Raw genomic sequence first — 26,810 nt, forward strand, 5'->3', positions numbered from 1 at the left:
TCGCCGACCTGCCCACCCGAGACGGGGATCGCGACACGGTCATTGTCGATGAGCTTCCCGCTCGTCGAGCGCGCCGGGGTGGGCGACACGATCGCGACGATCGCACCGTCGGATGGGGTGCCGTCCGGGTCGACGATCGTGCCGGTGATGGTCCATGACATGTGGTGTCCTCTCAGCCCTTGTCGGCGCGCGTGTAGGTGATGCGAATCTGCGGGGGTGCGCTCGGGTGGCGGTGATTCGCGAAGTAGCCCTGGTTCGTGGCGCCGTAGAACCATGTCGGGCCGAGGCGCACGCCCGTTGACGTCGGGGTGATCCACGACGTCGGCACCGTCACCCATTGCCACTGCGAGCGCGTCGTGAACTTCTTCTCGACGCCCTTCTTCGGGTCGCCCGGGCTGGTGTCCGTCGCCGGGATCGACGTAGCACCCAGCGGTAGGAGCGTGAGGGTGCCGCCTGTCGCGTTCGACCAGTACAGCGATTGCACGCCGATCTCGACCTTGGTGACCGTCGCGCCGGTGAGTGCTTGCGCGATCGTCTTTCCCTTCTCGCCGAAGAACGCGGGGTCATTGCACACGAACGCTGAGTGCGTGAGGGCGTCGCCGCCGTGGCGCAGGATGCCCTGCTGATAGTCGGCATTGGAGTCGGCGCCGGCCTTGTCGAAGGAGCGGCTGACCGACGCCTTCCACTGGCTGACGAACTGGCTGACAGCCGCACCGCCGACCGGGTAACCCGTGTCGGGCACGTACGGTCCGATGTCCTGCACGGTGAGCAGCCACGCCGCCGCCGTTGGAACCGAGTATGTCATCGTCGCGTTCTTCACGGCGCTCGCCACGAGGATCTTCATCTGCACAGGCCCGCCCGCCTCGATCTGCGGCGTCAGTGTCGCCACGAGCGTGTCACTGACAGGCCCACCCGCCGCGGTCGAGGGCCTTACGCTGTACACGGTCGGCGACGTCGTCGTCGGCGTCGCAGGCGACGGCGACGCTTGCGTGCCAACCGCCGTGTAGAGGCACAGACCAACAGACGCGCCCGACGAAGGCGCGTTCACGTAGTAGGCATATGGCATCGTCACCTGATAGGTGCGTCCGGGCCACACTGTCGCGGTCACCACATGCAGCGGCGTGATGACTTCCGTCGTCTGCGCGGTAACTGCCCTCCCGGCGACGGTCTTGCCCATGTTGCTGATGCCCGCGAGCGCCCACGGCAGCGTGTCGAGCCATGACGCGCCCGACGATCCCGCGTATGGCAGGCGCTGGCCGATGAGGTCGGCGCCCGCGATCGACACGTCATCCGCGACCGTGACCGAGTTCGCGGCGACGTCACCGTCAGGGCTGATCGAAGCGCGCGTCACGCCCGCCGAGTCCGCGATCGTCAGCGAGTTCGTCGCCGCCGACCCGAGCGCCGTCGCCATGTACTGCGTTCCGTCCTCGGCGACCGTGTACGTCGAGAAGCCCTTGTCGTCGATGCGTGCGTAAGACTTCGACCAGTCGCCCGCCATGATCGCGCCCGTCGTGCCAATGCCGATCGACGCGTTCAAGAAGCCCGACTGGATATTCTCGGCCTTGACCGTCTGGATCGTCGCGAGCGCCGCGGCGATCTTGCCGGCGTCGATGTCGTCTGCGGTGATCTTGTGCGCGGCGAGGATCTGCGCGGTCAGCTTCTCGATGACGGCGTCACCGATCTTCGCGTCCGACGCCACAAGGTGCGACACGTCGAGCGTGAGGATCTGAGCGACGAGCGCGCCGAGGCTGTTCGTGTCGAGCTTCGGTGCGTAGATCGAGCCGTCGGTGATCCGAGTCGCGTCGAGCGGCATCGTCGCGATCTCTTCCATGCGCGCATCGACGCGCGCCGCTGATTCGGCGAGGTCGACCTTGAGCTGCTCGAAGACTTCCGGGTCGACGGCTGCGCCCACCTCGACCATGACGAGCTCGCGATGCTCACTGACCTTGCCCGGCAGGGAGCGTGCGACGATCGTCACCCACACCTCGCCCGGCTCGGCCATCCACGTCACCGACGCGCCACCAGGCGACTCGATCGTCGCGACGCGTGTCGTCGACATGGGCAGCGGGTCGACCTCGAAGTCCTGCGAGGCGCCGACGTGCACCTCGACACGCGCGAAGTCCATCGGTGCGACGGCGCCGTCCGCCCACGAGCCGTCCCACGTCGCCGTCACCTGCAGCTGCCCGCCGACGACGTCGAGGCCGGTCGGCGCCGGCGGGGGTGGGCCGGTCACGACGACGGGCGCGGTCGTGTCGTCGTGCTGCTTGCCGACGATCGCCGTCAGTTGCCCGTCGGCGTCGTAGTGTTCGATCGCGCCGTCCTCGACCGAGGAGTGCGCGAGCTGCGGGACGTTCTGCGCCTTCACGCCCTCCTCGAGGCGGCGCAGGCGCCGGGCGAGCTCACGGAACTCTCCGCTCATGTCGTCACCTCTCCTCGAGCCACCGTGAGGGTGGCTGTGTCCTTGTCGGGGCTGAGGGTGTAGCTGATGATGCGTAGCTGCATCGTCCAGTCACCCGCCCAGCCTTGCCCGTCGCCGCGGACGGTGATCGTGTCGCCCAAGCCCCATGAGCCGAGCGGCGCGTTCGGGTGATCGCGTACGACGATGGAGGCGATGTCAGCGCCGAGCGTCGCGGCCTTTCCCTCACGTGCGGCGCGGGCGTCAGCGTCGGCCTTCGTGCGCAGGCTCTTGTCGGTGACCGTCTTCACGCGGCGCAGCCGGCCGGGCGTCGACGCTTTCCAGGTGCCGCGCACCATCGCGCGGCCCTCACCGGCGCCGAGGACGACGACCTCCGTCGCGATCTGCTCGGCCTTCTCCGTCAGCGCAGGCGCCTCGACGATGTTCTCGCCGACGACGAAGCGCAGGTCATCACGCACCCGCCCGGCGAGCGGCGCGGCGAAGCGCAGCACATGGCGGGGCGCGTCACCGTCCCACGAGTGATCCTCGACGTAGTCGAAGTTGCCCTGCTCGCAGATCGTGTCGAGCTTCGCGCCGAGGTCAGCGTCCGCGTACCAGGCGAGGGTGAACGGCTCGAGCTGCTCGCCCTCCGTGTCCTCCTTCGGGGCCTGCTTCGTGGCGATACCGACCACGTCGAACAGGTCGGCCGGGATACCGTCTTCCGGGCCCTCCACCCACGAGACCTGGGTGTTCTTACGCTCACGCACGATCACCTCCGACCCAGCAGGCAGTGGCTTGGGCACGGTGCGCCGCGATTCGCCGTAGAGGGTTTCGACCACGGCAGGTTTCGCCGGCGTCGTCGTCACCGTGACCTTCTTCGTCTTCGGGTCAACCCGCTTCACCTTCACCGCCGGTTTCGCGGGCGTCTTCGTGCGCTGAAACCGCCACAACGTGCCCTCTGCCGGGAGCGCAGGCAAACGCGAGTTGTCCACGTACAAGGGCAACTGGTCCACGCTCTGACGGCCCAGCAGCACGCCCGACTTGTCAGACTCGAGCGTCAGCCCGAGATTCGCGCCCGGCTGTGCCTGAATGTGCTCCCACACGTGGCGGAAGACGTCGAGGGCGTCGGTGTTGACGAAGCTCTTTTCCCCGCCGTACGGGGTGCCCTTCGCGAAGCCGACGAAGCCGAGGCCGGACAAGCTGAGCTTGGGGCCAGCCTTCTCGACGTCGGTGAGAATCCACGCGCCGCGCGCTCGCCCGTCGAGTTCGACCCAGATCACCGTTGACCAGGCGATGAGCACGTCGAGGCCCGCGTCGGTGAGGTTGGCGACCTCGACGGGGATCGTCGCGCGCAGCGACGACGTACCTGACAGCGTGAACTCTGGTTCGACGTCGGCGAGGGGGAGGTCGGGGTGCAGCATCGTCTCGGTGCCGTCGCCGTGCAGTCGTGTCGCGAAGAATCGCCACGCGGCGGGCTGCCATTCCTTCGCGCGCTGCGCGTCGACGCGTGAGACGACTGCGGGCGCGTCGGGTAGCTCGACGCGCTTGTCGCGCCGCTCGAGCGTCGTGACGAGGATCGACGACGACTCCCACGGCCTCGTGACGTCGTCCTCGGCAGCGAACACGCACGTCAGCCCCTGCGGGGACTGTGCGAGCGCGCCGTACAGCATGAAGCGCCCATCGGAGGGGAAGTCATCGCGGCGAGCCCACGAAGCGCCGTCGTCGTAGCTGACGAGCCACGCCCACTCGCCATGCCATTCGACCTTCGCGGGCCGGCGGCGCACGAGGATGACGATGACACCGTCAGCCGTGACGGCGATCTCCGGCGAGCCGGACACGTCCGAGGCGATGCGCCGCTCGTACGTCCACGACAGACCATCCGGGGAGGAGGCGAGATGGATGCCGTAGTCGAGGTCGTTGCGGATCGCCATGAGCCACCGACCCGAGGGAAGCTTCACGACCTGCGGCTCTGACCAGCCCTTCTCACCGAAGTCGGGCAGGCCCGCCGGGATCGTCGGCGCGCTCCATGTCGCACCGCCGTCGCGTGTCGTCGTGATGATCGGCTGCCAGGTGCGCCCGCCCGTGAGCGCGCCGTACCCAGCGACGACCCACAGGTCAGCGTCGATCGCGAGGTCGCAGGCGAAGAACCACGACCACCGCTCGGCGAGGTCGACCTTACGCGTCCACGACCCGCCGGACGGTGACGTCCATAGGCTCGAGCGTAGGCCGCTTGCTGCCGACAGGCCGAGCATGACCCACCGCTTGCCGATCGGATCCCACGCCAGACCAGCAGGTGCCGTACCCGGCGGCGGTCCAGACTGCGCTACCGCGTCAGACCACGCCTGCGACTGCGCGTCGAAGCGAGCGCCGCGGATGATCGCCGCCGGGTCGTCGGCGTGCCCGTATGCCTTCGCGGAGCGCCACAGCGCGAGCGTCGACGCGCCATTCGTCGCGGCGTAGGGGAATGCCTCGTACCCGCCGGTGTGGCTGAGGGTGCGTGCCGTGGTCGGCTGCAGCTCAAGCATGTCGACCCTCCTGTCAGGTGGTGGAGGAGTCCGCGACTTCCTCGAAGGTCAGGTCGAGCGAGAAACCGGACCAGCCGTCGATGACGGGGCCGACACTTCCGAGCTTCTTCGCCCACGCCTGGAAATGCACCGAGCGGCCGCGTAGGTTCGCGGGGATGAGCATTTCGTCGACGACGGTGATGTTCTGTCGGCTCGGGTTGGACGCTTGGACGTTGTCGAACGCGAAGTCCTGCGACGCCTTGCCCCACGACTTGCCGTCCCAGTCACCGAAGCTGACCCACACGCGGCCCTGCACGTTACCGGCGGGCATGAGGATCGAAAGCCAGTCGGCGCGGATCTTCACGCGCGTCGCCCACTCAGGGATGAAGACGTCCTGCGTGCCGCCCTTGTTCGGCCAGTATTCGCCCTGCGCCGTCGCATTCGACAGGGTTTCCTTCTCGGTCCAGATCAGCGCGTTCGGGCGTAGCACGCGCTTCGTGCGAGGGTTCGCGACCTGGCGAAGGTCGGTGATCATCGCGGGCGTGATCGTGCCCGTCGACGCGGGGATCGTGATCTTCGCGAGCGGCACGTACGGGTACGCGATGCCCGTCAGGCTCGTCACGCGCTGCAGCGAGCAGTACGTCGCATCGAGCGGGTTGCTGGGCTGCTGCGAGGAGTCGAAGTGCCAGTCGTCGACGCGCAGGATGAGGTAGTCGGTGCGCGCCGTGCTCGACGTCGGCGGGATCGCCACCTGAATCGTCGCGTCGTTCGCGGTGACGTACGTCTGCGCCTGCGCGCGGCCGCCGAAACGGTTGACCATGAGCGCGCCACCGGGCGCGACGTTCACCGCGCCATCGGGCACGGGCAGCGCCGTCACCGCGAGGTCAGTGGCTTGCACGACCCCGTTCGAGCCGTTGGTCGCCGCCCACGCGAGCATCCGGGCCACGCTTGCGGGCACACGCCCACCATCGACCGCCCACGCCGGGGAAAGAGTCATCGTCAAGCCTTTCGATCAGAGGGGCACCGCGTCGAACCACTCGAACCGGCAGCGTGCCGTGTTCGACGGGTCCGACCCGGCGAAGGTGAGAGTCTGCGCGCCAGGCGTCAGCCGGGCCGTCAGCCGTGAGGCACGCGAGAGGCTGCCGGGCACGTTGACGCCGTCGAGCTGGATCGTCTGCGTGCGCGTGTCGATGACGAGCGTCGAGCCGGGCGGCACCGTCACGCTCGAGGCGATCTCCCAGCCGCCACCCGCGATGCGCGGACGCGACAAGGCGCCCGAGACGGGTCCGGTGATCGTCGCAGTGAACGGCGCATCGCCCGTGCCGCCGACGACGGTGCCGCCGTGACGCGTCGACGAGCCAGCCCGGAACTCGAACGGCGCGATCGCCGGCCACACGAGACCTCCCGACGTGTCCGTCGGCAGCAACGTCAAGTCGACGACATTCGCGCCCTGACGGGGCGTCTCGAGGTACATCGACGGCTCGGCGAGCATGAACGTCGCGACAACCTGCTGGAAGCCGTCGTCCTTGCGCGCGGCAGGCTTCAGGTCGAGCTTTCGAGGGCGCCCGTACATGCGATACGAGCGCCCGTTCCTGCGGTATCGCAACACCGACACGCCGCCAGGGCGACGGTTCGACGGGGCACGCCACACGCGAGTGAGGCCCGCGAGCTCCTCCCACACGTCGAGGTCAGAGCGCACGCCGAGCGTGAAACTCCACTCGGGCGCACCGAGCACGTCACGCCCGAAGCGCACACCGTCCCAGCCGTCGATCTCGGCGTCCTGCGCGCGGATCGACACTGAGCCCGGGTCAACACCCGAGCCCAGCGTCGTCACGCGCCGGTGGTAGCCGTGAATGCCGCCGAAGACGTACCCGTCGAGCTCGAACTCCTCCTCGAGCAACATCGTCATGCCCACACCTCCCGGTAGCGGCCGGCAGCGTCATGACGACGCAGCTCGTGAGTGATCTCCCGGGCGATGTCGGGCGCGGAGTCGTACTTCACGCCGGTGACGTTGACGTTGATGTCACCGCGACGATCACCGAGGACGTCTTCGGCGCGCACGAGCGGCTCGGGGCGCCCGAGCTTGTTGTGCACGACGTTGATGCCGGGAGCCAGCGTGCCGCCACGGTCGAAGACCGGCACGTCGCGCACCATGCCACCGTCGGCGTAGCCGTGCCTTGCACCACGGCCGATGTATCCCATGCCGGGGCCGTAGCGGTGCCGTGCATAGTTGATGCCCGCAGCGAGGTTCGCGATCGGGTCGAACACGTTGTTCGGTGTGCCGTCGACGTGGTACGCGCGGAACGTGGAACCGATGACCTGGACGAGCCCCTTGGCGAGGTCGCCCGTCTTGTTGTTGATGTCACCGATGTTGCCCTGCACGGCGTTGGGGTTGCCCGACGACTCCCACCCGATCTGCGTGATCCACTTCTGCACCATCGCCTCGGTCGGCGTGATCCCGTTGAGCCTGAGCGCCTCCTCGATCTGCGGACGCCACGCGGCGGCAGCCTTCGTTCCAGCACCCTCGCCGCCCTCGAGCGTCGCATCCGACGACTTACCGTTGCCCCAGCCAATCGCGCCGTCAACAGCCTTCTTCGCGATGCCACCGAGGATCTTCTTCGTGAAGTCGCCACCACCGAACTTGCCGACGGCGCCGTCGATGAGCTTGTAGGCGCCAGCCTTCAGCGGGTCGAAGACGGCCGACATGATCGCGCCGCCCACGCTCTTGAGACCTTCCACGATCATGTTCGTCTTCGAAATCGGGCCGTACTGCTTTTCATTCAGCACGCCGTAAAGGCCTGTGTCGACGTGAAGGTGGTCGTAGTGGCCCGGCCCGCGCCAAATCGTCGCCCACCCGGCGTCGATGAGCGCGGGAGCGAGACGATCAAAAGCCGCCGCCTCGCCGCCCGCCATGCCATCGGCGTTGACGTCCAAGGCCTGGCCGACATAGTGCAGCGACGTTGCCATGTGCGTCGGACGCGGTGCCACGCCACCGAACGCAGGGTGCTGACCGACGTCGAAACCCTTTTCGCGCAGCCATTTCCCGAGCGCGACGATGGACACCGACGGCCTATAGGACTCGTAGCGGCCCCTAGCCGTGTGCCCGACACCGGTATTCGCGTGCGGCATGCCCGCGAAGCCGCCGTCAGCGTGCCCCGGCAGCGTCCCGTGACGGTTGATGTACGCGAGGGCGCCGGGGTGCTTGCGCTCCATGCGCTGCGTCGAAGCCACCTTGGTGATGTACTCGCCAGGGTTGACACGCGCCGTCGGCACGCCCTTGTCGGAGATGCCGAGGACGTTGTCCGCACGCGGGCCGCGCCACGGGCCGGGGATGGTGCCGCCGCCAGCACGTCCGGGGATGCGCCCACCGTCGGCCTTGCCGCCGATCTTCGACAGCTCGTCGATGTGCAGCCCGAATGGCTTGCCGAGCTTGTTGAATCCCGAGATGAAGGGGTTGTTGATGATGCCGATGACGCCGTTGATCGGCGTCGTCACGATGCCCTTGAGCTTGTCCCAGATCTTGCCGACAGCCTTGACGGCAGAGTTGAACATGCCACGGATTCCGCCGTTGTCGTCCTTGCCGAGGATGTTGTTCAAGGCGGTCTTGGCCCCATCGACGGGAGAGGTGATGAGCTTCTTCAGTCCATCCCAAGCTCGCTTGAAAGCGCCGAACACCCAGTCCTTTACCGTAGTAAAGTTGGTCTTGATGTTTTCCCAACGCTGATGGATTTCATCTCGAGCCCAACCGAGAGGAGCAGAAAGAACGGTCTTGAGCGTGTCCCAGGCGCGCTTGAATCCACCAATCACCCAGTCCTTTACCGTAGTAAAGTTGGTCTTGATGTTTTCCCAACGCTGATGGATTTCATCTCGAGCCCAACCAAGAGGAGCAGAAAGAACGGTCTTGACCGTATCCCAAGTCCGCTTGAACCCACCGATCACCCAGTCCTTGACGGAGGTAAACTTCGAGACGATTCCGTCCCAATGCTTGACAATCCAACCCTTAGCCGAGTCAATCGGCCAAGAAAGAATCCGGACAATTCCGCCCCACCAGGACTTGAAAACGCCAGAGACCCAATTCCAAGCCTCGGTGAACTTTCCAGTGATCTTGTTCCACGTTCCGACGATGGAATCCTTGACCACTACGAAACCCAGGGAAATGTTGTCCCACACGCCCTTGATGCCGGGCCACAGCGAATCGCGCATCCAGTTCCACACGCCGAGCGCGGCACCCTTGATCGCTTCCCATGCGCCCGTGACGATGTTGCGGAACGTCTCAGACTTCTGCCACGCGATCATTAAGCCGACACCAAGGGCGACAAGCGCGAGGATGATGAGCCCGATTGGGTTCATGCTCATCGCGAGGTTTAGCATGCGCTGAGCCAAGGCCCAGGTCTTCGTCGCGCCAGAGATCAGCTTGGCCTTCCCCGCAGCGATCACCGACGCCGCACCCTGGCGCCCGACGTTCAACGCGGCGCTCGCCGCGTTGCGCCCAGCCTGAAGCGCGTTCTTCGCGAACTCCTTGCTCGCCGACCCTGCATTGCGCATCGAGTTACCGGCCGCAGTCCACGCCGTAGCGTTCGGCGGCTTCGCACCCGACAAGCCCGCCTTGAGCCCAGACAGCGCCTTCGACGTCGACGAAGCCGCCGACTTCACGCCAGAGATCGCAGTCTTTCCCGCGTCCCAGCCAGCCTTCGCAGCGTCCACACCAGACCTCACGCCACGGAACGCCGACGAAACACCGTCTACGGCCTTCTTCGCCGCATACAATCCCCCGAGGCCGCCGACGAGACCCTTCGTCAGGTCAGGATGCGCCTGCACGAACGAGGACACAGACTGCAGCGAGCCGCGCACCTTCTCGAGGGCGTCACGGAACTGCCCGCCCGCGCCCTCGCCGTCCTCAAACTGCTTCTGGAACTTCTCCATCGCAGGGATGACCTTCGTGCCGAGCACCTCGACAAGGCCGCCCTGCAGGGAGCGGATGAAGTTCTGCAGCTTCGCCTGCGGCGTCGAGTTCACCGCGGCGTTCGCCTTGTCGGTTGCGCCCGCGATCTGCCCGAGACCCTTGGCGGCCGTCTCCGGGTGCAGCGAGAACAGTGCCTTGCCGAGGTCTTCGGCCTGCGTGCCGAACAGCGACGTCGCGATCTGCGCCTGCTGCGCGGGGTCCTTCACCGCGCGCAGACGGGTCAGGATCTCGCCGAGACCCTGCTTGGCTGCCGGGCCGCCCTTGGCGATCTTCGACGTCATCTGCTCAGCGTTGAGGCCGAGATCCTTGTACGCCGCGACCGTCGTCTTCGACCCGTCGACGGCGCGGATCGAGAACTCCTTGACGGCATCCGCGACGAGGTCGGCGTCACGCGCGCCGCCCTGCAAGCCCTGGTTGATCAGGCCCGTCGCGTCCGCACCAGACAAGCCGACCTTGCGGAACTGCGTGCCGTACTCGTTCAGCGTGTCGAGCAGGTCATCGCTCTTGTTCGCGCCGGACTGGAAACCCTTGGTGATGATGTCGAACGCCTCATCGGCGCTCTTCGCCATGCCGGTACGCATCATCTGCGACACGGCACGCGTCACGCCACCGAGATCCTGGTCGAACGTCTTTGACACGGTCAGGGCCTTGCCGGACATCGCTGCGAGCGTCTTATCCGACGCCCCACGCATGCCGTCGATGTCCTGGATGACCGACTTCATGGCCTCGCTGATGTCGGCCGAGTCGCCCATGTTGCTGGAGAACAGCTTGCCTGCCGCGGTGCCGGCGCGAGCCGCCTGATCCTGCGACAGGCCGAGCTGCGCGGTGAGCTTCGCGGTGCCCTGCTTGAGGTTGAGGGTGTCGGCGAAGCCCTTGGCCATCATCGCGCCCAGGCCGCCCACGCCGGCGGCCGCGACGAGCTTCGTCGAGTCCTTCAACTTCGACGCCATGCCCCGCGAGAATGACGTTCCCGCCTGCTCGCCCTCAGCCTGAGCGGGCGCGCTCGCACCCGAGAACAGGCCCCGGAACGACGTCGACGCGGACGCCATGCGCGAACGCAGGCCAGCGGCGAAGCCAGTGCCGGCGTTCTGCCCCTCGCCCTCAGCGGCGTTGGAGCCGTTCGACAGGGCGTTCTCGATGTTCGACGTGATGGCCGAGCCGGACTGGGAGACGCCCGAGACGAGGTGCTGCCCGATCGTCTGCCCCGTGCTCTGCGCGTCACGCTCGACGAGCCGGAACTCGTCGCGCACGCTCTCACGCAGGCCCTGAGCGGACGCTGCGAGAGAAACGTACGCGGTCGCGAGCTCAACACCGGACACAGGTCACCTCATGTTCTCGAACACTTCGCGGAATCGCTCGTCGCCGAGCCAGTCAGCGAGTTCATCGGTCGTCATGGAATCGGGCCGGTCTTCGGCGTCCGGGTCGGGCTCCCACGCGAAGGAGATCGGCTGTGGCGGCTCGCCCTTGCCGCCGCCGTTCTGCCAGAGCGCGTAATCGAGGCGCAGCAGGATCGCGCGCAGCATCTCGAGGGAGTCGGTCTGGCGCCATGCCGGGTCGACGGCGCGGCGTGTGGCCGCGTCATCGGGCAGGTGCGCCACCCAGTCGGCGAGTTCGGTGGCGGTGATGTGCTCGCGCACCTCGACGAGCCGCACCCCGTGATAGCGGTGCAGGTCGGCCACGAGGGCCGATCGGTGCTCGGCGAGCAGGCGCGCGAGCGTCAGGAGGAAGGGTTGAGCTCCTGCATGAGCTCGGCGACGAAGTCGGCGCCAGCTTCGATGCTGACGCGGCCCGTCGTCTCGTCGCGCAGGGCGTCCATCGCGTCACGCATCTGCTCGTTGCCGAGCAGGCGACGCAGGATCGACGGGAAGCGCGCGGCGTTCTGGTGCTGCTCGAGGGCGTTGAAGTCGTCGAGCAGCTCGAAGTCGTCGAGCGCGTCGGCGGGGACGACCCACTCGCGCCCGCGCAGCGTGCAGCGCAGCTCGGCGGGCGCATCCTCGGCCTTCGCCTGGTGGTCGGTGGGCTTCTTCACGCCGGCGGGAACGGCGGTCTTCTTCGCGGTGGTGCTCATGGCTGCTGGCCTCTTTCTCTACTGGCCCTGGTGGTGGAGCACCTGCCCGGGGCGGGCCAGCGTGGAACCCCGGGCAGGTGGTATGAGTCAGCCCCCGACGCGAACATGAGCGCGTCAGGGGCTGAGATGGGGGGAGGTCAGGCAGCGAGCTTGTCGCTGTCCTCGCTGTACTCGTAGACGCGCACGCCGGTGGCGTCCTTGATGGCCTCGACCTCGACCGAGTAGCCGGACAGCTTGCCGAGGACGTACGCCTCTTCGCCCTTGATGACGGGGTCGGCGACGGGCACGATCTTGCGGATCTTCTTCGACCCGAACTTCATGTCGAGGACGAGGACGCCCTGGTCGGGCTTGCCGCCCTTGTCGAGGACAGCCGTCTTCGTGCCCGACGTCGGCGTCGGCGCCGTGACGGTGACGTTCGTCGCGCCGAACGCGAACTCGAGGACGTCCTTGTCGAGCGGCGACAGGAGCGTGAACTCGAACGAGCGCGACTCGTCGGTGAGCAGGTTGGCGAGCGTGCTGCCGTCCCACTCCTTGACCTGATCGGTCTTCGCCTCGATGCTCGGCTTCACGCCATCATCGGAGATGGCGCCGAGGCACTTGAACTTCTCGTCGAGCGCGGTCGACGCATCCGTCGGCAGGACGGTGCCTCGAGGCGCCCAGAACACGCCGCCGCCCGCCTTCGGGCTGTAGGCGGCGACCTTCGAGCCGTTGTTGGCTCCCATGATTCCTCCAGAGGTGCTGGCCCTGGGGTGTTATTTCGGAACCTGCCCGAGCGTCGCCGCCTAGCAGGGGAACGGGGCGCGTCAGCCCTGCGCGACCGTCACGTTCGGGTCGCTCGCGGGCTTCGCGGCCGGCTTGTCAGCGTCCGCCTTCTTCGCGGGTGCCGACAGGCGCCAGCCTGCCTCCTTCCACGCATCCGCGTCGGCCTTCGGAACCTCGCGGGTGTGGTCGGGGAAGTCGGGGTGATACACGGTCTTCGTGGTGGGCTGGTCGCTCACAGCGATGCTCCTTCGGTGATGACGATTGGGGAGTAGATGAATTGGTAGCGCGGCGTCCCCGTCGCACTGTCCGGATAGTTGACGGGGTCAGTGAGTGACGCCGTGGTGACGTCGACGGCGCCCATGCGGATACCGTCGCGGTGGCTCGCCAGCAGCGGCCACGCCTTCGACGCGAGCGACCACGCGGCCGTCTCGTCGCTGCCCCAGCACTCGATGAGCACCGTCGGGCGCGACTGTGCACGATCCAACGGCGCGCCACCCGTCCGGGTCAGACGGATGAACGACGCCGGGCGCGTCGCAGGCACACGCGTCCCGACCTGCACACCGAGCTCGTCACGCAGGTACTTGACCAGCGCGGCCTCGAGGTTGGGCAGGACGTCGCTCATCGAGCCGCGTCCAGCCCGCGAATGAGCCGATTGTTGCGTGACTCGTCGTCAGCCGCGCCAGCCTTGACGTTCCACACGCGAGCGTGCGCGCGACGTCCCTCACCGGACGCGTCCGACACATACCCGCCCCACGACGACTCACGGTTCGCGGCGTCCGCGACACGCTCAGCACGCCGGCGCAGATCTTGCACCATCGCGGGACTCGTGAGGAGACGCTCGATCGCGTCACCGTTGAAGGTGACCTCGACACGTGACTGCTCAGCCATCGACGACCTCCACTTCCACGGTCACGCCCGGCGCGAAACCGAACGGGCCGCGCGTCCAATCCTTCGGTGCACCGTTGACGGCGTACCACGTGCCGTCGATGCGCACCTCGTCCCGGTAGCCGGGCACCAGGCCGGTCTTCGGCGCGCCGATCGTGAACGCGACCTTCGACAGGTCGCGGGTGCCGTCGTCGACGTCGGTGAGCGCGCCCGGCGCGATGAAACTCACCGGCCACTCGTGCTCGCTCGTCGTCGTCGTGGCGTTGCCGAACTCGTCCAGCTCGCCCTCGGTGCGGGTGCGCACAGCGAGCGTCCACGGCGTCGGCAGACTCACCGCTGCCACCACTCGAGACCAGAGCGCATCGGCGTCAGGCCGCTCGCGTCACCGTTGACGACGACGCCGTCGAGCGGTGAGCCCGGCGTCATGTTCGGGATCATGCTGATCGTCGCGGCAGCACCGTCACCGGAACCGTCCCCAGCCCGGTAACGCTTGCACGCCTCCTGCAACTGCTCGATCTCGGACGGAAACAGCATGCCGCGCCGCTGCTGGCGCGTGTCCATCGTGACGCCGAACGGGCCGGCCGTCTGCGCCTGGTAGGCGCCAGTGCCGGACTCGTTCCAGCGCAGGACAGCGCCGCGGATGACGGCCTTGACGTATGCCTTGCGTGTCGCGTCTTCGAGGAAATCGTCCTCGAGGATGCAGGGGGCGACCGTGGCGGCCGTAGCCTCGGCATCCTCGATCATCGCCAGAGCCTTCGCCTGCTCGATGTCAGCGAACGGCTCAAGGTCGCTCGGTTCAAGTAGATGAACCACAGTCACCCCCTCGCGTCACTTCTTGACCGAGCGCGGACGCGTCTCGGACTCGTCGCGCTCCCAGCCGAGAGCCTCGAGAGCAGCGACGCCCTCAGCGTCGATCTCGTGGTGCTCACCCTCGGGCGAGATCATGCCCGCCATCACGCAGCCGCCGGAGTGATGACGCCGGCCGGGTACGAACCACCGAGGCGCGTCATCGGAACAGCCGTCTGGAAGCCGACACGGAACACGACGCGCAGGGCCTTCGTGTCCTGCTGCATGAGGTTGAGCACGACCTTGCCGGTCGAGTCGGAGATGACACCCTCCTTGAAGATGTCGTACGTGATGTCCTGGCGGACGCCGACGACGAACTTCGACCAGTCGAGCGCGATACCCGTCGCGGCGGCCGTGTTCCACGCGCCGTTGCGCACCTCGTCCAGCGTGTAGCCGTAGAGGGTCGAGTTGCCACCAGCGGTGGGGGAGCCGAACAGCGGCTGACCGTTCTTGTCCTTGAGCCCACGCAGGCGCCAGTTCAGGCCCGGCGTCGCGAGGAAGCCGTTAACACCGAAGCCACCCTCGGACGCCTTCGCAGCCGTCTCGAGGAACGCGTCGGCGAGGTTGTTCGTCGCGGACAGCTGCGAGACGTTGCCGGCCTTGATCGCCGCGGGGACGATCGCCTCGGGCCACGACGCGGGCTTGTCCGTACCGAACAGCGTCGCCTGGTCGACCTTCTTGCCGATGGCCTCCTTGAGCAGCGGCTTGATCTCGTCCCACAGCGGGACGTTCGAGTCGTCGATGACGGCGTCGGGGATCGGGACGATGACGGCGAGCTCCTCGGCCGTCATCGTGATGCCCTTCCACGACACCGAGTCGGTCTGCTTGAGACCCGTGTCGCCGTCGACCCAGTAAGCCTCGGGCAGCGACGCGAGGACGGGCTGCTTGGCCTTCTTGGAGGACATGCGAACCTGCTTCGCGCGCGAGAGGACAACGGAGTCCTCGGGCGTCGTCTGCAGGATCTCGTTGATGTGCTGGTCGGGGATGAGCTGGTCAGTGACCTCAGCCCGCCCGACGATCTCGGCGAATCCAGCCATGATCTAGTTACCTTCCGGTTCAGGAGTTGGCGAACTTGGCACGCAGCCAGTCGCCCTGGGGGGTTGCGTCCCCGCCCGACTGGGCAGGGTTGGGACGGGGAGACCTCGCCTTCGGAGCCAGATCCGCGAGCAGCTCGTCGGCGTCCGCCTCAAGTTCCTCACGCGTCGAGCCGACGAGGCGCTTGGCCTGCGTCTTCGTCAGACCCTTCTCGAGCGCGATCTCTAGGCGGTCGCGAGCGAGTTCGGCGTCCTGCGCGCGCGTCTTGTGCGAGTCGCGCTCTTCGGCGATGCGCTCGAGCTCGGTCTTCTTCTGCTGCTCGAGCTGGTCGAACTTGCCGGCCTTGGCCTTGACGTCGTCGTAGTCGGCGAACTTCGCGCGCTCGCGCTGCAGGCGGGTCCCGAGACGCTTCTCGAAGTCCTCCTGCGACGTGATGGGCTCGAAGTCCTCCGACTTCTTGGCGTCGACCTCGGCAGGCTGCTGTTCGGTCTGCTCGGGTGCTTCGTCGGACATGGTTTCCCCTTTCAGGCCACGGATTGACCGCTCCGTGTGATGCGTGGTCCCCGCCCTATGGCGGGGTGGTCTAGTAGTCGCGCAACAGGCGCGCATTCCTCACGCGCGCCTCGTCGCTGCGGAAGCGTGTCGAGTGCGTGAAGTCGTCGTTGACGTGCGAGCGGTCGACGCGTCGCGGATCCCACGCCGGCGCTGCTGCGCACGAGCAGTGATCGTGCGCGCGGAAATGCACTGACGTGTCGGTGTAGACGGCGCCGCGCCCGAGCAGCTTCGCGCAGAAATCGCACGTGTCGCCACTGCCGACGCGCTTCCAGCCTTTCGCGGCCGGGTCGGCGATCGACGAGCGCATGATCGTCTCGCGGTGCTGCGCGGCGATGCTGCGCTGCAGACCGCCGTCGACACGCTTGAGGACGATGCGCCGGACGTCCTTCGGCGGATCAGGCTTGAGCATCGACTCGGTCGCCCAGTTCGCCAGGGACGCCCAGCGGCCCTGGTCAGGCTGCTCAGCGAGCACCGGAGCGAATGACCCCGGCGCACCAGATGCCTCACGCGCCGTCTCGAACCACTCAGCGCCGAGCGCCGCGGCCGCGTCACCGTACGTCAGCCCAATGCCAGGAAGCACCTCGGCCAAGGCCTCGCGCAACTGGCCGACGGGCAACTCGCCAGCAGCCTGCCAGAACGCGGCGAGGTCACGCTGTGCGAGCGCCACCAGTTGCGCGAGCGCCTGACGCTGCTCAGCTTCGGCCGGCAGCATCGGCGGCGACCTGCGGTGTCACGTCCTGCGCCGGCGGCGCAGGGGTGGCGATGAGAGACTCGACAAGCGAACGGCCCGCGTTGCGACGAGCCTCGGCCTCGAGCGCGCGCTCTTCGCTGCGTGAGAGGTTCAGGCGCTTGCGAGTGACGACCGAGTCGGGCGCGAGAATGTTCGCGCCGACGAGCTTCGTCACCTCGTCAGCCGTCGCGGCGCGCGTCGGCGTCGCGGCGGACTGCCACTCAGCCGTGACACGAGAGTTGAAGTCAGCGGGGATCTCGCCGTCGCGCACGAGCAGCGCAAGCCGAGCGACCTCCATCCACGAACGCCCGAACGTCGCCTGGCGACGCTCAGCGCGCTTGACGAGGCGGGCCTCACCGGCACGGATCGCGTCAGCACTCGACGGGTTCGACGTCTGGATGCCGAGGTAGTCGGCGGGCATGCCGGCTTCGGCCGCGATCTGCATGCGGAACTCGCGCAACTGGTCGATGAACGGCGTCGGCGACGCGGTCGTCAGCTGCTTGACATCGGGGGCGTCGCCGTCCTCGTCCTTGTCGATGGCGAGGGCGTGGCCGGCGAGAATCTTCCATCCGGCGACGGGGTTGCCGTTGCGGTCCTTGAACGCATCGGCGCCACGCCCAAGCAGCATGAGCTGCGGGATCGAGTAGAACATCGAGTTGACGTTCATCCCAAGCCCGGCGCGCATCATGTCCTCAGTCAGCGAACGGATGCCACGGGTGATCTCGGAGCGCCCACCCGGACGCGAAGCGCGAGCACGGTTGGCGAACTGCACGACCGGCACGCGGCCCATGCCGTGTTCGTCGATGTCCTCGATGATCCACGCGCTACCACTGCGGCGCAGCGTGATGCTCGCGTCGGCCAGGTCAAGAACGCCACGCTCGGAGCGCCCATCCTTGACGAGCAGCGTCGTCCACGCCGCGTCGAGGCGGCGCGTGTGCGGGTTACGCACGCCAGTCGTCGTCATCGGCGAATGCACGGTGATGAGGGGCGTGTCAGAGCTCTCACTACGCCCGACACGCACGAACGACGTACCAAACACAAGCGCGTCGAGGTGAGCGAGCGAAGACTCGAAGTCAAGCTCGTTCTCGTCGTAGATCGCGTCGAGCCCGTAGGACGTCGCGCCCGAGTCATCCCAGCCAGTGAAGTCGAGGCGCTCCTCGAGCACGTCGACGACGATGCCGGGAGCGCCCGTCACGGGCGCGATACGGCCGGCGACCTCAGCAGGGACAGCGAAACCAGGCGTGCCGAGCTTCTTGTTCGCCTCGTAGTAGGCATTGGCCTCGAAGTTCGCTTGGTTGTGCGACTCGAGCCCCTCGGTGAGTGCCTTGACAAGCGCGAATGCGTCCTCACCAGCGGTGATCTGCGCAGGGACGATACTCACAGCACCACCACCTCACCCTTGCTCTCGGTTCCGCCCGTGCGGCGCTTGCTCCACTTGACTGCCCCGTGACGTGCGCACGCGGCGGCGTACAGGGGAGCGGACTGCAGGTCTCCGACGCGCGCCATGCGCCAGCCGCCGGACTTCACGCCCTGGCGCGTCGACTCACGCACGCACGTCTCGAGGACGGCGTCGTCGACGTGCGAGACGGTGCCGTCACGCGCTGCCTGCGCCAGGCCGGTCGAGATCTGCGCGATCTCGGTGATGTTCAGTCGATAGGTCTTCATGCCCTTGGCCTGCAGCGGCGCCTCGAGGACGCTCGCGCCCGAATCGGCCGGGAAGACGACGGGGATGCGGCGGCGGCACTGGCGCCACAGCCACGCGACAGCAGCGTCGACGCCCGCATCGAGCGGATCATGGTCGACGAGCTCGACGTGCACGACGCCACCGTCAGCGTGCGCAGCGATCGACAGCCACATGCGCCCAGCGGCGTCCATGTCGAGGCCAATCGCGGCGAGCTTCCACTCGGGAGGCGCAGCGGGGATCGTCAGCGCGTCCCACTGCTTCGGGTCGATGGCGCGTTCTGACGCGGCCTCTTCGTCCCAGATGCCGAGGCCCTCGCGCTGACGGGACTCGAGCGACGTCAGGTTCTTCGCGAGGCGCTTGATGCTCTCCTTGGACGTGCGCGCCGGGAAGGAAGGGTTCGCCTTCGCGACCTGCTCCCAGTCGCTCATGTCCGCGCCGGCGTCCGCCGAGAACTCGACGTAGACCATGTCCTCGCTCTCGCCGGACAGGGCCTCACGTCGACGGTTGAGGAACTCCTCACCGTTGTCGACAGGGCGCGGCGGGGTGCCCATGAAGAACAGCAGCGCGCCGGCCTCGTGCCGCGACTGGTTCGTCGCCGCGACCATGTCCTCGAGGGCCTTCTCCGTGAGGATCTGCGCCTCGTCGAACACCTCGATGTCGACCTCGTCGAAGCCACGGCCGAAGCCGCCCTCACGAGCGCCGAACATGATGATGGAGCCGTTCGCGAACAGGATCTCCTGCTCGCCGTTGGCTGAGCGTACGCCGTTGTTCTGCGTCGGGGCGAGGAACGGCGCGATCTTCTTGCGCCGCACCATGCCCTGCATCGTCTTGAACGTCTGTGTGCTCGTGCGCGTGCGGTGCGCCGTCCACAAGATCGTCATGCCCGGGTACAGCGTCGCCAGGGCGATGACGACCATGCCGACGAAGAACGTCTTGCCGACCTGGCGGGGAATCGACATGACGACGCCGCCCACAGTCGCTGCGTACTTGCCATCGGAACGCTTGCCGAACGTCACCGCGCCGAGACCCTGCTGCCAATCGTCGAACACGACGCCCATTTCGCGGCAACGCTCATCGACGATGGGCCAGTCGGTCGTCACGATCCCATCGGGAATGACGAGGTGACGCGCAGCCTCAGATAGCCGCGGCATCGAACACGACCGCCACCGCGCGCCCACCCTGAGACTTCGCGGCCTCTTGCTCCTCGCGAGCGTCGAGCGCGCGGATCTCGCGGTCGTACTCGCGGATCTTCGCGGACACGCTCGCGAGGGCATGCGCAGGAACCTTGCCAGCGTCCATCTCGCGCGCCAGGTGGCGGCGCAGAGCGACCAGCAGGGCCCGCTCAGACGCGTCAGCAGCCTCAACGACGGTCTCAGGCTCCCTGACCGGAGCCGGCTCATTCGTAGCGTCTCGCAGGTGGCGTTCAGACATGCCAACCACCTCCTACGAGGGACGTTTTTTCTGAGCCGGGGAGAGAGAGGCCCTATGCCCTGAGTGGGCCTGAGAGCGCGGCTTGGGGGATGCCCCCCTGGGTCAGACGAACCAGTCGCGGCTTGTCGTTGGCTCGAGCGTCGTCGTGACGCGTTGGCCGGCGGTGTCGAAGCGCGGCTGGTCTGCTTTGAGCCGAGCACGAGCGAGATGGATCGGGCCGTGCCAGCGGAGCCGATTGCAGTAGCGATGGCTCAGTGCACAGTTGGCACGGTCGAAGGGTGAGCCGCCGTACGTGACGGGGATGAGCTCGTCGACCTCGGGTGAGCCTGGCAGGCCGTGGGGTAGGCGAACGTCGACCCATTGGCCGCACAGGTGGCAGGTGTTCTCCTCGCGCAGGACGCGTGCCCTGACCTTGTCGCGCTTGCTGCCGTTCGCGCGACGCGGGTTGCTCACGTGTACGTGATGATCTCGCCGCTCGCCGCTGCGACAATCGCCTTGAGATCGGCGTGCAGTCTGAACATCTGGTCGAGGTAGTAGACGTCGTCGATGACGACGATGTCGGCGCTGTGCCCTCGCCCGCCGCCCCGCTCGGGGTGCACGAAGATGATGCCGCCGCCGCTGGTGAACATCACGCGCTCGTCGCCGTGCGAGCGGCGAAGCAGTGAAATGCCTGATGCTCTCTCAAGCCTGGTGATGATGTGCTGCACTTCGCGGGACGGGATAGCACAGATGACACGCTTGCCTGCCTGCGCGTCGCGGGTGATGCCGTCGATGACGTACCTGTTCATGCCAATCTCCCTTGCTTGCCCCACCTGCATTCATCCACGATGACGCCACGCTCGGGCATCATGAGGTCGCGCATGTCCTGCTCGTGTCGCTGCTCGGCGTACGCGCGTTCGACGTCGGCCCAGTCGATGTGCTCGCGGTAGGTGTCACGCTTGCTCACGTCACGGCCCCCTGAATCCGATGTGCATCTCGGGCGGGTGGTAGTCGGGGGCTTGCTCGGCTTGCGTGTATGCCGTCTTGTCGTCGTACTGCTGTGGGTGCTCGTCAGGCTCGGGGCCGATGGTGAGCGACAGGTTGAACGTCCAGCGTCGACGCACGCGCTCACCCCATTCACGTTGTGGCCGCAGCTCCCCGCCATTCCCTAGGGCGCGCGGGGTGTGTCACGCCATCCGCTGCGGCTTGCCGGATGGTGGGCCACACGCTGCGTCCGATGCCAGAGGCTAGGTGGGCGCGTGCACGTGGACTTGGCTTAACGACCGGGCTGGCCTCGCCACGAGTAGGCCCGGACACGCGAAACGCCCCGGTCACAATGACTCGGGGCGTCGGAAGGAGCGCCTGCCAGTAGAGACACTGGTGCTGCTCACTTGTGACTATCGGCTATATCGTCGCCCGTGTCAAGTACCCGATGCACTGCGCCGTCGTGAACGCTTGTGGCCGCGTGTTCGGCAGGGGCGTGAGCATCTGACGCTTGACGGCCATCTTGATCGCTGACGGGGTGAGGCGCCGCCCGTACTGCTGGTGCGCGAGAACGATGAGTTCGGCGCCGGTGAGCGTGTCACGCACGGGCATACGCATCTGCTCAGCCCACCATCGAACGCCTGCTGTCGTTCCGCACTGAGTACACCTGGCGATCTGGTGGCCGTCGTCGTCCTGGCCAGCGTCTCGCACGATGCCGTCGCACGCGGTGATGGTGCACGCGCCGAGCGCGAGGCGTGGCCGCTTGTGCCCGAAGACGACGTTGGTGACGGCGTCGGCGCAGTCCTCAAGTTCCTGCAGCGCGTCGAGGTTGGCTTCGTGCGTGGACATGAGGTCGACGTGCTTGCGCAGGTAGGCGCACAGCCCGAGCGTGTCGTGGCCGTCGGGCGTGCGATCGTCGAGGTCGTGGTCTTCGATGAGCACCTGGCACCACCCGCGCACCTGCCAGTTCACTTCCTGGCGCACGTTGCAGACCTGGATGACGCGTGGGTCTCCGTGCCCGCCACCGGTGGCAGTACCGGTGGGCTCGAGCATGTCGGGCCACAGCGACGTGATGGTGGCGAGGGCGGCGGTCATGCGGCCGGCGATCTGGGCGGGCGTCAGCGGTTCAGCAGTCACGGTGGGCGGGCCGTTCTGTGAGGTGGCGGGGCATGTTGGATTCTACCCGTCGAGTGTTGGATTCAACAGAAACGAACACGAGCGCCCCGCACGATGGCGGGGCGCTCGCGGTCACCCTCCCGAGTCGCACTTGCGGTCGTCACGCGCAAGCATCGTCGAGCCGGTATCGGTGTCCTTGATGAGCGCGTGCCCATCCGACGTGCACGTCCAGTAGATCGAGCCACGGTCATGCACCCACTCGGGGCCGGGCGAGTCGTCATGCGTCACTGCGATGACACCGACAGTGACGATGCCGACGAGCGTCAGCACGGCTATGGCCATGTGCGCGATGAACCACGGGTCGCGCCACATGCTCCACGGCTTCATGCTTCCTCCCGATCGACAACGGTATGGAACCACTGGTCGACGGGTCCGGGGAGGTTGAGCTTCGTCTGGTAGCGGCGTCGCCACACGAAGATCAACCAGCGCCACCCGCGGTCGGCAGTCCTCACGGGTCGCCACGCGAACCACCGGAACCACGGGCCAACCGGCGTTCCGAACAGCGGCGCGCTCACGCTTCCTCCTTCACGATGTCGTATCGGACGAGAGCGCCGACTACTAGTGCGTATAGGCGAACAGTGCTCATGCGCACGTCGGCCTGGCTGGTCTCGAACTCCGTGACGGCAGCCTCCGAGACGCCCATATCTCGTGCCATGTCAGCGCGGCTCATGCCGTGTAGAAGCCGCAGGTACACAAGGCTTGCCATCGGCTCTTCTGGCAGGTGCCGGCCTCCCCGCGCGAAGGCGAGGCGGCGGTCATATCGGGCGATCGCAATACGGGCTCGGACGTCGCCAGGCTTCCTCATGCTTCCTCCCCGAGCGCCCGGGCTGTCTCGCACGGCCACACGTCATCACAGTCGCGGCAGCGCGACACGGGCCGGTCAGGGTACGCGTTCTCCCGGTGCAACTCCCTCACCCGCTCGATCGTCGCGTCGGCCTCCCTCAGGTCGTAGATGAGCGCGAGCACGTTGATCGGCGTCGCGGCCTTGAGGAACGTCTCCCACTCTCGGCGCACGCGCCCAACCTGGTCGATGCTGGGCGCCGTCACACGTGCCGTAATCTCGGAGCGCGCCGCCGCCTCGATCTCGTCGAGCTGGTCGGGCGTGAGCTTCCTGTTCATCGGGTCTGCTCGATCTGCGCGACGATGCTTCGGTAGGCGGCGGCGAGAGTGCGCAGGGCGTCGTCGATGTCGCTCTGGTCGTATTCGACGTGGATGGACACTTCGGGCGTCTTCTGGTCGAGCGTGCAGTGTCCGAGCTTGATGAAGCTCTCGATGTGCTCGTCGACGTGGATTCGGGCACTCATCGGGTCTCCTTGAGTAGGTCGAGCATCTGGTCGTGGCTGATCTGTGCGACGACTTCGTAGCTGACGATGGCGGTCGCGCCGTCGTCGCGGATGGTCGCGGTGCCGACGGGGTGTGCGGGAGCGTCGAGCCATCGCAGCCACGCATCTACGCCGGCGGCTGGCCGCTCGTGCATCGTCGCCATCGGGTCTCCCTCGCAGTCGACACACACGAAGTCGGGGCTCTCGTGCTCGCTGAGGCAACATGCGCAGTAGTAGGTCATCGTGTCTCCTTGATCTCGATGACGAGCACGTTGGCGCTCGCCTTAGGTGCGGTGCGATAGGTGACGGCGTGAACGAACTTGGGCGAGTCGTCGGGCAGTAGCCCGGCGTCGACGAGCCCGTCGATCGCCGCTTTCGCTGAGGGCGCGATCCCGTCGGCGTCGAGGGCGCGACCGGTGCGGTGCGCGGTAAGGGTGATGTGCACGGGCCGCGCGAAGACGTGCAGGGCGGCGATGGGCTCAGCGGCGTCGGCTGCTGCTTGGCGCCACGCCTTCGTGATGGGCGCCTTGACGCGGTGGTGCAGGCGCTGGTTCTGGGTGAGCCATGCGGCCTTCCCGTCGCGGCCGAGGGGCGCTGGCACCTCGACCGCGACGATGGGGCCTGGCGTCCGCTGGGGCATGGCCTAGAACGGGGCGGGCGCTGACGTGCCGCCCTGCCCGGCCCACGGGTCATCGCCGCCCTGCTGCCCGAACCCGCCGCGGCCGGTCGCCGAGTTGAACGACGACTCGCGGTTCGGCGTCCATGAGCCGTCGTCGCGCTGATGGCCGGTGTAGCCCTGCTGCTTGCGTTCCGCCTTCGCCACATTCGCCGTCGCGTAGCGCAGGTCGGGGCCGATCGCGTCGATCTCGTACTCGGTGACGGTGCGCTTCTCGCCCTCCTTCGTGTCGTACGAGCGCGACTTGATCCGCACGTCGGCGATGACACGCGTGCCCTTCGTCAGCGACTCGCTGATGTGCTCGGCGAGGTCACGCCAGGCGGTGCAGCGCGCGAAGAGCGCTTCGCCGTCGACCCACTGCCCGGACTGGTCTTTCACCTTCGGCGTCTGCGCGATGGTGAGGTTGACGACGGCAGCACCGTTCGGGGTGTATCGAAGTTCAGGCTCCGCGACGAGGTTGCCGACGAGGGTGGTCTTGGGTTCGTTCATGGTCATGCCTTCTTCGTGTTGGCTCGTTCGGTTGGGGTGAGTCCGCCTCGGATGCTGAAGCGTTCTGCGCTGCGTGTGCCCTTTTCGATGCGTAGCGCGTCGGTGGTGCACTGCGTTTTGACGGGGCACCCTCCGCAGATGGCGAGGGCGTCGTTGGTGGCGTCGAATGTTGGTTTGCGGCTCGTGGTGTGCTGTTCGAGGTCGGCGTCGTCGAATGTGCGTTCGTGGCCGATGCATGCGGCGCGGTTGTGCCAGTCATCTCCACGCGTGGACGGTGCGGGCTTCGGTGGGAGCCAGAGCGGTGAATGGGGCATCTGAGGGCCTTTCGTGGTCGTGGGGGTACTGGGAGACGTTTTCGGTGTCAGAGGCCGGGAGAATCGCGCTGGTGGCGCTTCACGGGCATGGTGGCGCTCACTCGTCCCAGCCGAGCGTCACGGTGCCGCGTCCGCAGAGGTAGGCCCACGTCATGAGTTCACTGTCTTCGTTGGCCCAGTACCCGTCGTGCTGGCGGCACCACCGCTCAGCCTTGCCGGACAGGCCATCGGTGACGACGATGCGCGCGCCGAACTCCTGCGGCTCGTCGGGCTGCGCGGGCGGGCAGGTGTGCCATTCGAGAGTCACCCACGCGAGGGTGCGCGGGCTGCCGGTCCACACCTGAGCGGTGCGCGTGATCGCTTCCCCGCAGTCGGGGCAGGGCAGCGTGACGGTGGCGTTCGTGGGCTTCTCGTCGGCGGGCGGCGTGCTCTCGGTGCGCTGAGCGGTCGATTCTTCGTCCGCCCTCCTCCGCTCCATGACGACGTTGTTGCTGGTGTCGACGTACGTGTACCCGTACCTCGATACACGCTGGTAGATGTCAAGGATCGTGCGTTCGCGCTCCGTGCAGGTCTCGACGCGCTCCCAGCCGTCGGGGTCGAAGGCGGCGTACACGAATCCGTCACGAGCGAGGTACAAGATCTGCTTGCCGCCTCCTACGAGGCCAGGTCCCCACTCGGGGTGCTGGACGATGTCGCCGGGCTTCAGGGTGGTCATGGCTTTTCTCCTTGGTGTAGTTCGGCGCGGGCTGCGTCGAGTTGTTGGGCTTTCTTGCGTGCGGCTTCGTGTCGTGCGGCGTCTCGGCGTGCTTCCTGGTCGGCGGTCATCTGCCGGCGCTTCTGGGCTTCCTGTTCGCGTCGCTGCTTGTACGTCGCGCGCCATGACTTCGGGTCGTCGAGTGGCTTGAGGTTGGGGTCGGTCTTGCAGTCGTCGCAGGGGAACGGAAGGCCATGCGTGGTGCAGATGGCGCGTGCTTTGCGGCCTTCGATGGGTGTGTGTGTCCAGTGCTCGCCTTCGTCGGCGAGGAGGGCTGGTGTGGTGAAGCGGGGGCGTCCGTCTTCGGTGAGTGCGCTGACGTAGCGGCCGACGACGCTGACGTAGAACGCCTGGTGCTGGAAGCGTCCGGTGGCGTCCATGCGGTCGATTGCTTCGCCGCACGCTTTCGGATTCCAGTCGCGCGCTTCGACCATCGTCGTGACGAGCGCCGCCCGCATGCGAGGTGTCAGCACGCCACCCACCTCGAATCGCTCTCGTGGCCGCCGTCGCGTCGCGAGCCTCGCGCGTTACTACCGCAACGCTCGGCGGCAACAGTGACCACCGCTAAGGGAATGGCCCGGTTCGGTACGGTTCGGTTCGGTACGGGTCCCGTTACTACCCCTGTTAGTAACGCGTTACGTTCGGCGTTACGCGGGGTCGTCCTTCTTGCCTTCGCGAAGCCGCTGACGCCAGGCCCGCTGACGTTCACGGTTGCGCTCACGGTCGCGTTCGATCTCGTCGGACGACGGCTGGATATCGAGCCAGTCGTGGAACTGATAGCCAACCTCGCCGTCACGAGTTCCGTTGTGCCACAAGCCAGACGCGATGAGCGACTGTGCGAGTTTGCGGCCACGTGGGAAGTCGTGGGCGAACCATTCGGGCACGAAGCCGTCGGTCTTGTACTGCATCGACCACGACCCGCACAGGCACCACAGGCCCATGGCTTCGAGTCCGGCGCGGCGTGCTTTCGGGTGGCTGTGGAGCGTGTCATCTGTGCGGAACCACGCCATTGGTTTCGGCCCTCGTTTCGGTGGTTACTCATGGGTATCTCCCTCAGTTACTCGCGGGTATCGCGGCCGGTTTCGGTGCGGATGCGTGGCACGTACGTGTCGTGTGCGGGGCATTCTGGGTGGCCGCAGTAGCAGCGGGCGGGTGCGCAGTAGCGGGGGTGGCAGCGCGGGCAGGTGCTCATGTGCCGGCCTGCTGCGTACTGGGGTACGGGCACCACGCGCACGCCTTGAACGGGCATGGCGGGCAG

At 67.1% G+C, this 26,810-nt stretch carries 36 protein-coding genes; all 36 read right to left on the reverse strand.

Annotated elements, in window-relative coordinates; genetic code table 11:
- Positions 1-172 precede the first annotated feature (172 nt).
- The 36 genes from DYE07_RS00185 to DYE07_RS00350 all read right to left on the reverse strand — a co-directional run bounded on the left by DYE07_RS00185 (position 173) and on the right by DYE07_RS00350 (position 26,562).
- A complete protein-coding gene (locus tag DYE07_RS00185; RefSeq protein ID WP_115296069.1) occupies positions 173-2,419 on the reverse strand; it encodes a hypothetical protein in 2,247 nt (748 codons plus the stop codon).
- Positions 2,416-4,920, reverse strand: a complete 2,505-nt coding sequence (locus DYE07_RS00190; RefSeq protein WP_115296070.1) for a sialidase family protein — start codon at positions 4,918-4,920, stop codon at positions 2,416-2,418. Before DYE07_RS00190 ends, DYE07_RS00185 begins: the two co-directional genes overlap by 4 nt.
- Before the next feature lie 13 nt (positions 4,921-4,933).
- Positions 4,934-5,896, reverse strand: coding sequence for a hypothetical protein (locus DYE07_RS00195; RefSeq protein WP_147286869.1), 963 nt, complete (start codon positions 5,894-5,896; stop codon positions 4,934-4,936).
- A 15-nt stretch (positions 5,897-5,911) separates the two neighbouring features.
- Positions 5,912-6,808, reverse strand: coding sequence for a phage distal tail protein (locus DYE07_RS00200; RefSeq protein WP_147286870.1), 897 nt, complete (start codon positions 6,806-6,808; stop codon positions 5,912-5,914).
- Positions 6,805-11,181: a phage tail tape measure protein gene (locus DYE07_RS00205; protein ID WP_115296073.1), complete on the reverse strand. Its 4,377-nt coding sequence runs from the start codon at positions 11,179-11,181 to the stop codon at positions 6,805-6,807. The genes DYE07_RS00200 and DYE07_RS00205 overlap by 4 nt, the downstream gene beginning before the upstream one ends.
- Positions 11,182-11,184: 3 nt before the next feature.
- Entirely contained in the window at positions 11,185-11,541 is a 357-nt protein-coding gene (locus DYE07_RS00210; RefSeq protein WP_115296074.1) for a hypothetical protein, read from the reverse strand.
- Between the two features lie 38 nt (positions 11,542-11,579).
- On the reverse strand, positions 11,580-11,930 hold the full coding sequence (locus DYE07_RS00215; protein ID WP_115296075.1) for a hypothetical protein: 351 nt from the start codon (positions 11,928-11,930) through the stop codon (positions 11,580-11,582).
- 137 nt (positions 11,931-12,067) lie between these two features.
- Complete coding sequence (locus tag DYE07_RS00220) at positions 12,068-12,652, reverse strand: phage tail tube protein (protein WP_115296076.1); 585 nt, start codon at positions 12,650-12,652, stop codon at positions 12,068-12,070.
- 81 nt (positions 12,653-12,733) lie between these two features.
- Positions 12,734-12,928 (reverse strand): hypothetical protein, encoded by a 195-nt coding sequence (locus tag DYE07_RS00225; protein ID WP_115296077.1) that lies wholly within the window; start codon positions 12,926-12,928, stop codon positions 12,734-12,736.
- Positions 12,925-13,314 carry a hypothetical protein gene (locus tag DYE07_RS00230; RefSeq protein WP_115296078.1) on the reverse strand — a complete coding sequence of 130 codons (390 nt, stop codon included), beginning with the start codon at positions 13,312-13,314 and terminating at the stop codon, positions 12,925-12,927. The genes DYE07_RS00225 and DYE07_RS00230 overlap by 4 nt, the downstream gene beginning before the upstream one ends.
- On the reverse strand, positions 13,311-13,580 hold the full coding sequence (locus tag DYE07_RS00235; RefSeq protein ID WP_115296079.1) for a hypothetical protein: 270 nt from the start codon (positions 13,578-13,580) through the stop codon (positions 13,311-13,313). The genes DYE07_RS00230 and DYE07_RS00235 overlap by 4 nt, the downstream gene beginning before the upstream one ends.
- Positions 13,573-13,911 (reverse strand): hypothetical protein, encoded by a 339-nt coding sequence (locus tag DYE07_RS00240; protein WP_147286871.1) that lies wholly within the window; start codon positions 13,909-13,911, stop codon positions 13,573-13,575. Before DYE07_RS00240 ends, DYE07_RS00235 begins: the two co-directional genes overlap by 8 nt.
- The gene (locus DYE07_RS00245) at positions 13,908-14,390 is read right to left on the reverse strand and encodes a hypothetical protein (protein WP_115296081.1); all 483 of its coding nucleotides are present in this window, start codon (positions 14,388-14,390) and stop codon (positions 13,908-13,910) included. Before DYE07_RS00245 ends, DYE07_RS00240 begins: the two co-directional genes overlap by 4 nt.
- 140 nt (positions 14,391-14,530) lie before the next feature.
- Entirely contained in the window at positions 14,531-15,460 is a 930-nt protein-coding gene (locus tag DYE07_RS00250) for a phage major capsid protein (protein ID WP_115296082.1), read from the reverse strand.
- A gap of 19 nt (positions 15,461-15,479) precedes the next feature.
- Positions 15,480-15,971, reverse strand: coding sequence for a hypothetical protein (locus DYE07_RS00255; protein ID WP_115296083.1), 492 nt, complete (start codon positions 15,969-15,971; stop codon positions 15,480-15,482).
- A gap of 70 nt (positions 15,972-16,041) precedes the next feature.
- Positions 16,042-16,725 carry a VG15 protein gene (locus tag DYE07_RS00260; protein WP_115296084.1) on the reverse strand — a complete coding sequence of 228 codons (684 nt, stop codon included), beginning with the start codon at positions 16,723-16,725 and terminating at the stop codon, positions 16,042-16,044.
- Positions 16,706-18,124: a phage portal protein gene (locus DYE07_RS00265; protein ID WP_115296085.1), complete on the reverse strand. Its 1,419-nt coding sequence runs from the start codon at positions 18,122-18,124 to the stop codon at positions 16,706-16,708. Before DYE07_RS00265 ends, DYE07_RS00260 begins: the two co-directional genes overlap by 20 nt.
- Complete coding sequence (locus DYE07_RS00270; RefSeq protein WP_115296086.1) at positions 18,121-19,527, reverse strand: terminase; 1,407 nt, start codon at positions 19,525-19,527, stop codon at positions 18,121-18,123. The genes DYE07_RS00265 and DYE07_RS00270 overlap by 4 nt, the downstream gene beginning before the upstream one ends.
- Before the next feature lie 34 nt (positions 19,528-19,561).
- Positions 19,562-19,858: a hypothetical protein gene (locus DYE07_RS00275; RefSeq protein ID WP_115296087.1), complete on the reverse strand. Its 297-nt coding sequence runs from the start codon at positions 19,856-19,858 to the stop codon at positions 19,562-19,564.
- A 102-nt stretch (positions 19,859-19,960) separates the two neighbouring features.
- Positions 19,961-20,311, reverse strand: a complete 351-nt coding sequence (locus DYE07_RS00280) for an endonuclease (RefSeq protein WP_115296088.1) — start codon at positions 20,309-20,311, stop codon at positions 19,961-19,963.
- On the reverse strand, positions 20,308-20,676 hold the full coding sequence (locus tag DYE07_RS00285) for a hypothetical protein (RefSeq protein WP_172462922.1): 369 nt from the start codon (positions 20,674-20,676) through the stop codon (positions 20,308-20,310). The genes DYE07_RS00280 and DYE07_RS00285 overlap by 4 nt, the downstream gene beginning before the upstream one ends.
- Positions 20,643-20,804 (reverse strand): hypothetical protein, encoded by a 162-nt coding sequence (locus DYE07_RS14590; RefSeq protein WP_172462923.1) that lies wholly within the window; start codon positions 20,802-20,804, stop codon positions 20,643-20,645. The genes DYE07_RS00285 and DYE07_RS14590 overlap by 34 nt, the downstream gene beginning before the upstream one ends.
- A gap of 1 nt (position 20,805) precedes the next feature.
- Positions 20,806-20,961, reverse strand: coding sequence for a hypothetical protein (locus DYE07_RS14595; protein ID WP_172462924.1), 156 nt, complete (start codon positions 20,959-20,961; stop codon positions 20,806-20,808).
- A 280-nt stretch (positions 20,962-21,241) separates the two neighbouring features.
- A complete protein-coding gene (locus DYE07_RS00290; RefSeq protein ID WP_147286872.1) occupies positions 21,242-21,958 on the reverse strand; it encodes a hypothetical protein in 717 nt (238 codons plus the stop codon).
- Between the two features lie 111 nt (positions 21,959-22,069).
- A complete protein-coding gene (locus DYE07_RS00295; protein ID WP_115296038.1) occupies positions 22,070-22,324 on the reverse strand; it encodes a hypothetical protein in 255 nt (84 codons plus the stop codon).
- Positions 22,321-22,512: a hypothetical protein gene (locus DYE07_RS00300; protein WP_115296039.1), complete on the reverse strand. Its 192-nt coding sequence runs from the start codon at positions 22,510-22,512 to the stop codon at positions 22,321-22,323. Before DYE07_RS00300 ends, DYE07_RS00295 begins: the two co-directional genes overlap by 4 nt.
- A complete protein-coding gene (locus tag DYE07_RS14600) occupies positions 22,509-22,802 on the reverse strand; it encodes a helix-turn-helix domain-containing protein (protein ID WP_115296040.1) in 294 nt (97 codons plus the stop codon). Before DYE07_RS14600 ends, DYE07_RS00300 begins: the two co-directional genes overlap by 4 nt.
- Entirely contained in the window at positions 22,799-23,116 is a 318-nt protein-coding gene (locus tag DYE07_RS00310) for a hypothetical protein (RefSeq protein ID WP_115296041.1), read from the reverse strand. The genes DYE07_RS14600 and DYE07_RS00310 overlap by 4 nt, the downstream gene beginning before the upstream one ends.
- On the reverse strand, positions 23,113-23,301 hold the full coding sequence (locus DYE07_RS00315; protein WP_115296042.1) for a hypothetical protein: 189 nt from the start codon (positions 23,299-23,301) through the stop codon (positions 23,113-23,115). Before DYE07_RS00315 ends, DYE07_RS00310 begins: the two co-directional genes overlap by 4 nt.
- On the reverse strand, positions 23,298-23,561 hold the full coding sequence (locus DYE07_RS00320) for a hypothetical protein (protein ID WP_115296043.1): 264 nt from the start codon (positions 23,559-23,561) through the stop codon (positions 23,298-23,300). The genes DYE07_RS00315 and DYE07_RS00320 overlap by 4 nt, the downstream gene beginning before the upstream one ends.
- On the reverse strand, positions 23,558-23,959 hold the full coding sequence (locus DYE07_RS00325) for a hypothetical protein (RefSeq protein ID WP_115296044.1): 402 nt from the start codon (positions 23,957-23,959) through the stop codon (positions 23,558-23,560). Before DYE07_RS00325 ends, DYE07_RS00320 begins: the two co-directional genes overlap by 4 nt.
- Before the next feature lie 3 nt (positions 23,960-23,962).
- Entirely contained in the window at positions 23,963-24,484 is a 522-nt protein-coding gene (ssb, locus tag DYE07_RS00330; RefSeq protein WP_115296045.1) for a single-stranded DNA-binding protein, read from the reverse strand.
- A 2-nt stretch (positions 24,485-24,486) separates the two neighbouring features.
- Complete coding sequence (locus DYE07_RS00335) at positions 24,487-24,798, reverse strand: WhiB family transcriptional regulator (RefSeq protein ID WP_115296046.1); 312 nt, start codon at positions 24,796-24,798, stop codon at positions 24,487-24,489.
- Between the two features lie 97 nt (positions 24,799-24,895).
- On the reverse strand, positions 24,896-25,513 hold the full coding sequence (locus tag DYE07_RS00340) for a hypothetical protein (protein ID WP_115296091.1): 618 nt from the start codon (positions 25,511-25,513) through the stop codon (positions 24,896-24,898).
- Positions 25,510-26,025 carry a hypothetical protein gene (locus tag DYE07_RS00345; protein ID WP_147286866.1) on the reverse strand — a complete coding sequence of 172 codons (516 nt, stop codon included), beginning with the start codon at positions 26,023-26,025 and terminating at the stop codon, positions 25,510-25,512. Before DYE07_RS00345 ends, DYE07_RS00340 begins: the two co-directional genes overlap by 4 nt.
- Before the next feature lie 174 nt (positions 26,026-26,199).
- Entirely contained in the window at positions 26,200-26,562 is a 363-nt protein-coding gene (locus DYE07_RS00350) for a hypothetical protein (RefSeq protein ID WP_115296049.1), read from the reverse strand.
- Positions 26,563-26,810: the final 248 nt, after the last annotated feature.

Source organism: Dermacoccus nishinomiyaensis, from assembly GCF_900447535.1.
GTDB classification, from domain to species: Bacteria; Actinomycetota; Actinomycetes; order Actinomycetales; family Dermatophilaceae; genus Dermacoccus; species Dermacoccus nishinomiyaensis.

Excerpts from the sequence above, each read along its gene's own strand:
- DYE07_RS00185 (WP_115296069.1), bottom strand. The coding sequence starts at position 2,419 with ATGAGCGGAGAGTTCCGTGAGCTCGCCCGGCGCCTGCGCCGCCTCGAG.
- DYE07_RS00190 (WP_115296070.1), bottom strand. The coding sequence starts at position 4,920 with ATGCTTGAGCTGCAGCCGACCACGGCACGCACCCTCAGCCACACCGGC.
- DYE07_RS00195 (WP_147286869.1), bottom strand. The coding sequence starts at position 5,896 with ATGACTCTTTCCCCGGCGTGGGCGGTCGATGGTGGGCGTGTGCCCGCA.
- DYE07_RS00200 (WP_147286870.1), bottom strand. The coding sequence starts at position 6,808 with ATGACGATGTTGCTCGAGGAGGAGTTCGAGCTCGACGGGTACGTCTTC.
- DYE07_RS00215 (WP_115296075.1), bottom strand. The coding sequence starts at position 11,930 with ATGAGCACCACCGCGAAGAAGACCGCCGTTCCCGCCGGCGTGAAGAAG.
- DYE07_RS00220 (WP_115296076.1), bottom strand. The coding sequence starts at position 12,652 with ATGGGAGCCAACAACGGCTCGAAGGTCGCCGCCTACAGCCCGAAGGCG.
- DYE07_RS00230 (WP_115296078.1), bottom strand. The coding sequence starts at position 13,314 with ATGAGCGACGTCCTGCCCAACCTCGAGGCCGCGCTGGTCAAGTACCTG.
- DYE07_RS00235 (WP_115296079.1), bottom strand. The coding sequence starts at position 13,580 with ATGGCTGAGCAGTCACGTGTCGAGGTCACCTTCAACGGTGACGCGATC.
- DYE07_RS00250 (WP_115296082.1), bottom strand. The coding sequence starts at position 15,460 with ATGGCTGGATTCGCCGAGATCGTCGGGCGGGCTGAGGTCACTGACCAG.
- DYE07_RS00255 (WP_115296083.1), bottom strand. The coding sequence starts at position 15,971 with ATGTCCGACGAAGCACCCGAGCAGACCGAACAGCAGCCTGCCGAGGTC.
- DYE07_RS00260 (WP_115296084.1), bottom strand. The coding sequence starts at position 16,725 with ATGCTGCCGGCCGAAGCTGAGCAGCGTCAGGCGCTCGCGCAACTGGTG.
- DYE07_RS00275 (WP_115296087.1), bottom strand. The coding sequence starts at position 19,858 with ATGTCTGAACGCCACCTGCGAGACGCTACGAATGAGCCGGCTCCGGTC.
- DYE07_RS00285 (WP_172462922.1), bottom strand. The coding sequence starts at position 20,676 with ATGCAGGTGGGGCAAGCAAGGGAGATTGGCATGAACAGGTACGTCATC.
- DYE07_RS00295 (WP_115296038.1), bottom strand. The coding sequence starts at position 22,324 with ATGAAGCCGTGGAGCATGTGGCGCGACCCGTGGTTCATCGCGCACATG.
- DYE07_RS14600 (WP_115296040.1), bottom strand. The coding sequence starts at position 22,802 with ATGAGGAAGCCTGGCGACGTCCGAGCCCGTATTGCGATCGCCCGATAT.
- DYE07_RS00310 (WP_115296041.1), bottom strand. The coding sequence starts at position 23,116 with ATGAACAGGAAGCTCACGCCCGACCAGCTCGACGAGATCGAGGCGGCG.
- DYE07_RS00315 (WP_115296042.1), bottom strand. The coding sequence starts at position 23,301 with ATGAGTGCCCGAATCCACGTCGACGAGCACATCGAGAGCTTCATCAAG.
- DYE07_RS00320 (WP_115296043.1), bottom strand. The coding sequence starts at position 23,561 with ATGACCTACTACTGCGCATGTTGCCTCAGCGAGCACGAGAGCCCCGAC.
- DYE07_RS00325 (WP_115296044.1), bottom strand. The coding sequence starts at position 23,959 with ATGCCCCAGCGGACGCCAGGCCCCATCGTCGCGGTCGAGGTGCCAGCG.
- ssb (WP_115296045.1), bottom strand. The coding sequence starts at position 24,484 with ATGAACGAACCCAAGACCACCCTCGTCGGCAACCTCGTCGCGGAGCCT.
- DYE07_RS00335 (WP_115296046.1), bottom strand. The coding sequence starts at position 24,798 with ATGCCCCATTCACCGCTCTGGCTCCCACCGAAGCCCGCACCGTCCACG.
- DYE07_RS00340 (WP_115296091.1), bottom strand. The coding sequence starts at position 25,513 with ATGACCACCCTGAAGCCCGGCGACATCGTCCAGCACCCCGAGTGGGGA.
- DYE07_RS00350 (WP_115296049.1), bottom strand. The coding sequence starts at position 26,562 with ATGGCGTGGTTCCGCACAGATGACACGCTCCACAGCCACCCGAAAGCA.